Annotated in this window: 6 protein-coding genes; 1 reads left to right on the forward strand and 5 read right to left on the reverse strand. The window is 40.9% G+C overall.

Annotated elements, in window-relative coordinates; translation table 11 throughout:
* From AC5JMK_RS10725 to AC5JMK_RS10745, 5 genes are all read right to left on the reverse strand, one after another.
* The coding region (locus AC5JMK_RS10725; protein ID WP_495910055.1) for a PDDEXK nuclease domain-containing protein at window positions 1–791 on the reverse strand (791 nt) is incomplete at its 3' end.
* Between the two features lie 98 nt (window positions 792–889).
* Entirely contained in the window at window positions 890–1,165 is a 276-nt protein-coding gene (locus AC5JMK_RS10730; protein ID WP_495910056.1) for a hypothetical protein, read from the reverse strand.
* Window positions 1,152–1,802, reverse strand: coding sequence for a ParA family partition ATPase (gene parA, locus AC5JMK_RS10735; RefSeq protein WP_495910057.1), 651 nt, complete (start codon window positions 1,800–1,802; stop codon window positions 1,152–1,154). The genes AC5JMK_RS10730 and parA overlap by 14 nt, the downstream gene beginning before the upstream one ends.
* 529 nt (window positions 1,803–2,331) lie before the next feature.
* Window positions 2,332–5,361, reverse strand: coding sequence for a CHAT domain-containing protein (locus AC5JMK_RS10740; protein WP_495910058.1), 3,030 nt, complete (start codon window positions 5,359–5,361; stop codon window positions 2,332–2,334).
* 148 nt (window positions 5,362–5,509) lie between these two features.
* Window positions 5,510–6,046 (reverse strand): hypothetical protein, encoded by a 537-nt coding sequence (locus tag AC5JMK_RS10745; protein ID WP_495910059.1) that lies wholly within the window; start codon window positions 6,044–6,046, stop codon window positions 5,510–5,512.
* 72 nt (window positions 6,047–6,118) lie between these two features.
* Between AC5JMK_RS10745 and AC5JMK_RS10750 the strand changes: the two genes are divergently transcribed.
* The gene (locus AC5JMK_RS10750; RefSeq protein WP_495910060.1) at window positions 6,119–6,919 is read left to right on the forward strand and encodes a hypothetical protein; all 801 of its coding nucleotides are present in this window, start codon (window positions 6,119–6,121) and stop codon (window positions 6,917–6,919) included.
* The last annotated feature ends 400 nt before the right edge of the window (window positions 6,920–7,319 follow it).

Here is a 7,319-nt window from a genome sequence, read left to right on the forward strand (position 1 = left end):
CTCCTATTTCTGTTTCTCTCTAATCTCTTTTTACCGGGGGAGAGTGAAAAACTACTGAGAATGCGATGATAAAACACCAAATCCACAGAAAAATGCGTGTTGTTTAATGTAATTCGGTATTGCTGCCCAATAAATGCAAACCCCTTGCCCAACTCAAGTAGAAACTTCTCCAACTCAGCAATTAACCGATTTTCTAACTCACTCTCACGATAATTGCGGTCTGGTAAATCCAAAAACTCGAACACATAAGGATCTTTCACTACATCCCGCGCCGACTCGATCCGTTGCCCATCTTTAGCCAGTGCCAAAATCTCCGCCCGATCCTTACTCAACGCCACCCGCTCAAACAAAGCCGAATCCTTCTGGCGTTTCAACTCCCGCACACTCCAGCGATCTTGGATGCACTGCTGCTCATAAAATGACCGCGCCAAATCATCCGAAATAGCCAAAAGCTCTGTATAGTGCGACCAACTCAATTTGCCAGACAGTGTTTGGCAATTCTCATACTTCAAATAAAACAGACGCATATACTGCAAATTAGAACGGCTAAACCCCTTACCATACGCCGCTTTCAAATCTCGTGAAAGCACCTGTAACAACTTCGAGCCATATTCTGCCCGTTCCTTGCCCGCTTGCTCAAACTCGACAATATAACGCCCAATCTGCCAGTAAGTTTCTACTAAAACTGAATTAACCTGCTCAAAAGCCTGTTGTCGCCCCAACACCAAACACTCACCAATGCGATCTAACAACTGCTGATATGAACCATCATTAACCGCTAAATCACTCATAACTCAAACCCCTTGCCCAACTGCGTCTTAAATTTCCAAACAGTTGTAATAATGTAATTATGTAAATAAATGCAAGTGTAATAATGTAATAAATTACATTAGTTTTTTAGCTCCTCCTCAACTAGAGCAATCATATACTCCTTAATGGTCATACCCTTTTTAGTAGCGCGGATTTTAATCTCCTGGTGCTGTGCTGAGGTGACTTCAAAAGTAACGCGCTTGCTTTTGCCGTTGTTAGCTTCTTGTTGAACTATATTAATAGGTACTTCAGCACCATTGCGACTTTCCACCCATGCTGCTGCTTCTTCTTGAACAGGCGTTTTCTGAACACCTGGCTTCAAGCTTAGTTTTTGTGATTTTTTAACTTCTGCCATGATTTGTTTCCTCTGCTGCTTCTAATATTTCCTCAACAACTGCTCGGACTTCATCACTTGCAGCACTTTTCGGGGCAGCTTCCAAAACAGTACTACCAATGTTCAAACACTCGGCAAATGCTACCCTTTGACTTATCTGTGCTTTCAGCACTGGAAAAGGGTATTCTCCTAAAACTTCAGTTACTTCTCGCCCAAGAGCAGTGTTCACTATTTTTCTGTTGATTAGAAATGCTGCTGTTAGGTCTGGCTTATATATAGTGGCCTCTTGTACCAGTTCTACTACCTCATGCACCGCCCACACATCCAGGGGAGATGGTTGCACAGGAACCAGCACAAAATCCACTGCCATGATTGCTGATCTGGTTAAGTCAGAAACTCTTGGCGCACCATCAATGAAAACAAAATCATACCCCTGCGCTAGTTTGGGCAATTCTTTGTGCAAGATAGGACGATCTAAACCAATGACGCTAAATGGAGCTTCACTATTACGTGCTGCTGCCCAGTCACGGGTTGAGCCTTGAGGGTCAGTATCAACAAGTAATACTCGATACCCCTTCATCGAAAAAGCATGAGCCAAATGGATGGATACTGTGGTCTTGCCACTGCCCCCCTTTTGGTTCAAAACCGCAATTTTCATAAATGTGTTTTTGTAAAAATGTAATTCATTACGTTATGACAAATTTCATAAGGTGGCAATACCAAGCTTAATAGCTAATTTGCAAATTTACAAATGCACAAGATAGCATTAATACAAATGTAATTAATTACAAAGATACATTTGTAGCTAGAAATTGACCATGTTTACAGAGTCATAGTGTCTCAGTAGGTTAAAAGTTAAATTAATTACAATAGTTTTTCAGGTTGCTTGTAATTTGAAGCAAGAACTAAAGCATAGATTTAAACTTATGGACAAGTCTAATAGGCTCTAAATTTATCGATAATATTGATAAAAGTAAGAAAAAAAAGTAAGAAAATTTTTGATGAGTCAGTAAAAAGGCTTTAATAGCAGGGGTCTTAGTCGCCTCTTCTTCGCAATGTACTTGCGTAGAATAGGCTGGGGAATACAGAGACCACGATGCACAACAAATTTAGTCAATTAACGAATACCATTACTCTCTGCTCTGCCGATTTTTGAATTATCAAAAATCGCTCTCCATCTAAATGGATCAAGACTCTCCAATCAGGATAAAAGCTGCCCATATTCCTGGTTGATTAGGATACTTTGCCTTTGTCTCTAGCATAGCTTGCTGTAGCGCCTTTGCTTTACCAGATGAGAGATGGCTATAAAACTGGTTCATCAGAAAAGTGGTTCCGGCATCTTGCACTGACCAAAGGGAAACAACGACACTGGGAACTCCAGCCGCAATGAATGATCGTGACAGCCCTAACACACCGTCTCCAGTGATGGTTCCACGCCCAGTGGTACAAGCACTTAACACCACTAGGTTAGCCATTAGACGCATTTCTGAAATCTTTGCAGCCGTCAGCAAGCCATCATCATTGCTGGAGGGAGCCAACGCCACCCAACTTTGCAATCCATCGGCTTCCTTAAATTCTCCATGAGTTGAGAAATGGATATACCGAGCTTGAGGTAATTGTCTAAGGACGTTGGCTTTCGTCGCCTGATTACCAATAATAGCTTGGGTATTGAGTAGCCTTGCTACTTGTTTGGCTTCGTTCTCCGCCTCGTTCAATTGTATCTTGATTTCTGGAGCGAAAGTTGCATTATTGCCAACAACAATCGCATTGCCCGTTGACTGGTCTACCTTGTTTTGGATAGCTCGTGTGTAATCTAAAACTTGAATCGATGGAGCAGTGAGAGTAAGATACTGGTCAACCAGGTACTTGCCTTTTGCATTTAATAGAGCCGGAAAAGGAACCAAAAATAGCTCCTGGTGAGGAATAAAGATAACTTGTGCGTTCGAGTCGTTCGGTAGTAAATCTGCGATCGGTTCAATCAGCAGTTGATGTAGTTGTCTAAGTCGCGCTCCAGTGTTATCAGCATTTGGACTGTAAGCATTGATACGCATAGAGCAATGGACTTTATCAACAACATCTGCCAAAGACTTAAGCGGTTGATTTAATTGAGTTTGACATGCCCCCTTGAGCAGAACAGATAGGGATTTGAGATTGACTCGCCGCATCGGAGCGATTTCACCAGTAGGTTTCACAACCCAAATAAGAAGTTCAGATTCTTGCTTGTTCTCGCTTAAAATCATGTATTCAACAAGCGTTGCTCTTTGGGTTTTAGCAATCTGTCGAATTTGCTCCAGTGTGGGAGAATCAACAAATCGGCCTGCATATCGTGTAGATAATAAATCAGCAAATGCTCTAGCTTTAGCCATTTCTGCTGTCAGCAAGGCTTGCTCTTCTAATCCAAATTTGAGGTATATTTGTATTAGTTTTTGAAAGACATACTGTCCCTTATCTAAAGCTACAATTTTATCTCGATCTGCACTTAAAAGATCCTTGCGAAAGCCTTCGATATATTCGACTAAATCATTCAAAATCAGTTTATAATCTCGCCGTTCTAGAATTAATCGGGTATTTGCTGCGTCATCTAAAGCTGCTAAGAAATCATCATATTTCCGAGTGAGGTAATAACAACCAATAATGCGACTCTGGATATCGACCTCGCTAATTAAGTTTTGTGTTTTCTGCGCTTCAGTAATTTGGGGATTGTTGCGATTTTCTTTAAGTTTTGTCAGTACTTTTTGTAGTGATATTATTGCCTGTGAACAGTTGTGCTGCTCAAGCAATTCAAATCCAGTCCGATGCAACTTTTCAATTTGTTGAGAAATATCTGAAGTTGGAGAGGAAATTTGAGTTGCAGTGATATTTTTGCCATCAGTTTTGTCTGTTTGGGTTCCCCATCGACCTGTTAAAGTTGAACCTTCTGCTAATGCTCTGAAAAATCCCCATCCCTCACCACTGCTGTCTTTCCAGGTAAAATCCAATCGATTGCCCTCAACAGTGCCGTGAATAATTCCGCCGCCTCGTGCTGTATAGGTTCCGCTTACCTGTTGTTCTTGTTGCTGAAGCTGAATTGTTCCAAAAGGCTCTACTTGCCAAGTACCTCTGAATGGTGTACGAAATTTATCAAGTTGCTTTTCAGTAACTTTTAATTGCTTTTGCTGTAGTTGTTTTGTAGGAATATCAGTTTCTTGAAGAATTTGCCCTGTAAATTCTGCTTCATAGTTACTTAGACTATTGAAATATGAAGTTCCTTCGGCAACAATTTTTCCAGAAATCGAGTTACCTTGAATGGAAAAGGTGAGAGTCCCTTGTTTGACGCTGGTTGGAATGGGTGATCGCTCAGTTAAATCACCAAGTTTCCCAGATACAAGTGTGAACCATGATACATCCGTCAGAAGTTGTCCTTGAGTCGGAATCACTTCCAAATGAACTTGATTGCCATTTACTGTAATTCGACTAGAAGCTTTCTGCCCAGTTTGATTTGTAAATGCAGACGACCAATATAAACTACCGTTGACCTTATCAGAGTCCGTTTTCAACAAGACATAAAATGGATTTGTACTACCATCTGCTGAAGGTAAAATCCGAAGAGTCCCTGAAAGCGGGCCAAATTGCTTTGCTTCTGTTTTGCCCCGCAGCGACAATCGAAACGATGAGGGAACTTGGATTCCTTGAATTTGCTTGGCAGGCTCAAGAGCTACTTGAGCAGCAGGAGTAAGCGTTTGCGAAATTTGGGTGATGCGACGCAAGTTACCGGAGAACGTTGCCTGAGTAACTTCCAACAAAATTTTGCTGTTTTCTATACGAATAACACCATCAACCGAAGCAGTCGAAATAATCGTTCCAACAGATGATTGACGCTCTCCTTGAAATTCGTAACTATTCCCAACCTTTTTGTAAGTTCCAGTAATTGGGTATAAATCATCACGAACATTAGCATTAGGTGACGGGACATACATAAACTTGCCATCGGGATAGAACAGCCACTTCCCACCCCGTAGCATTTGAGTTAACAATTTAGTACGTGACACGCCTTGTAAAATTTGAATTTTCGGCTCACCAGTGCCAATGAATTGCAGGGGTTGTTGTTGCTTTATTGGCAATGAATCTTGAGTTTGAACTACTTGCTGGGGTGGTAAAGATACAGTAGGCAAGGGATGACTTACCCAAATAAAACAGCCAAGCAGTGGCCAAGTATGGAGTACTAATTTTGTAAGCATTTACCTAAAGCACTTAATTAAAAAATGCAGAATTATGGTATCGAATAAAGTTGTAGAAGGGAATTTAGACTCAAACTGGAAACTTAAGCTACGTATAGACTTTCACACAGCGTATTTATCAATTTGGCTCTAGTTTAAATGACCAATTCTATTTAAGTACAAAGATGGTCATGTTCATCTGATTGACCATAGAAAACGACAGTTCAGCAATTACATAAAGGGCGTTGCGATCGCTGCTGATTTTCGGATCGACTCCTGTTGGTAAGCTGATTTTAGCCCCTCCTTGATGCGGATCTTGAATTTTCAAACTACCCAGTGGAATATTCTGCCAATTTCGTTTCTCACCTCTGGGTGGACGCAGTGGAGATCCTGGAACTCCGTTATCATCTTCTAAACCAATGACCTGCTTGATTTTATTGATTGGAATTGTCTCACTCTGCTCCCCTCGCGTGATTGTCAATGATCGCTGCTGTGGATTGAGGTTTGTTAACTTTCCTAGCTTTTTCTGGTCATTAGGTTTCAGCGTTACCTCAACAAAGGGTGGAAGCACAACTGGGACAACTTGGGCTTGAGACTGGACTATCTGTACTGGAGCCAAATAATTGCGTAGCACAACACCATCAGGGTATTTCATGTCTCCCAATATTGCTGTGAACAGAGAAGTTGCCAATATTTGAGAAAGCATTAGTATATTTCTAAAAATCTAATATTTTTCTCAAATATAGTATTAAAAGTATCTCTAGTCCTAAAAGAATTTGTGTCTAATACTTCACAATCTGTTAACCAATCCACAGTTCTGGGTGCATTTGTCAATGTTATTGGTCTGTTGAGCATCGCACTCTACTTCACAGGTTGGATATATCGTTGGGCATACTACGATTTCTTTCGGATAGAACTCAACGCTTTGAATCTACCTGCACAGTCATTCTTCTTTGTTCCGCTGTCGGTCTTGATTGGTAGCTTTGCAGAGATGGTTATTGCATTGATATTAATAATAGGTATAGCTCTCAGCGTGATTCTAACTTGGTTTTTTATAGATTGGATAGTCAGCAGAGTTAGAGTGCATAGATCATTAACAACCTTGCTTAAAGATTTGGTCGTTGTTGCATCAGTTTTATTAATTCTTTACAGTTTAGCTAGATCCCAAGGACAAGCAGATGCAAAACGAGATGCTGCAACTGAGACATCTCTGTTACCAGTAATCACAATCGTTCAGCCTGAGAAGGATTTGGGATTAGGCAGGAACCCTAAAAAACTAACTGATGAACCTGCATTACAGAAAGATCCGGCTCAACAAAAAACTCGGATTATTGGGAATGTCGATTTATTCAGGCGAATTCAACGAATTGACATCAAGGCTCCAGGAGATAATCCGAAGTCTGGCGATTGGCGTTTACTCGTTAACAGTAGTGGTTGGCTGTATTTGGTGCGAACTCTACCCAAAGAATTAGTTCAAACAAAAGATAAATCTCCGCTCATTTTGGCAGTTCGGGAGGGTGGTGGCGAGCAAGTGATGATTCTTGGCCCCATCAAAGCACTTGATTCACAAACTCCTTAAAGTACTGGAGTTTAGACTAAATTTTCAGAAAAAGCGGTCAGCTATGTAAAAGTGACCGCTTTTTGGTCAATGCTGAGATTTAGAGAAAAATAACAGCTTGACCATGACATTTGATAAGCTTAAACAATTCCGCACAGAAGTGTACACCCTCTTGGGCAGCGAGTTTTGGGGTCTTTGACATAAAATCAACGGACAAGACTTCGCGATATGGTATCGCGAACCATATTCCTTTGTGAAACAGCCGAATAACTAAAATCAATATTTTGAAAAGCTTCGACCCATCGATAAGATTCTTTTTCTTCAAAAGCTCTATTTTTCGCCCTTAAACGTTCTTGTTTTAATCGCTTTTTTTCTAGAGCGGTAAAACTTGCTAGAGGAGCATACTCTCAAGACTAGCCAA

The sequence above is a fragment of the Pelatocladus sp. genome, from assembly GCF_059505505.1.

What these genes read in the sequence shown, in the direction of transcription:
- AC5JMK_RS10730 (WP_495910056.1), bottom strand. Translation starts at nt 1,165, where the DNA reads ATGGCAGAAGTTAAAAAATCACAAAAACTAAGCTTGAAGCCAGGTGTT.
- parA (WP_495910057.1), bottom strand. Translation starts at nt 1,802, where the DNA reads ATGAAAATTGCGGTTTTGAACCAAAAGGGGGGCAGTGGCAAGACCACA.
- AC5JMK_RS10740 (WP_495910058.1), bottom strand. Translation starts at nt 5,361, where the DNA reads ATGCTTACAAAATTAGTACTCCATACTTGGCCACTGCTTGGCTGTTTT.
- AC5JMK_RS10745 (WP_495910059.1), bottom strand. Translation starts at nt 6,046, where the DNA reads ATGCTTTCTCAAATATTGGCAACTTCTCTGTTCACAGCAATATTGGGA.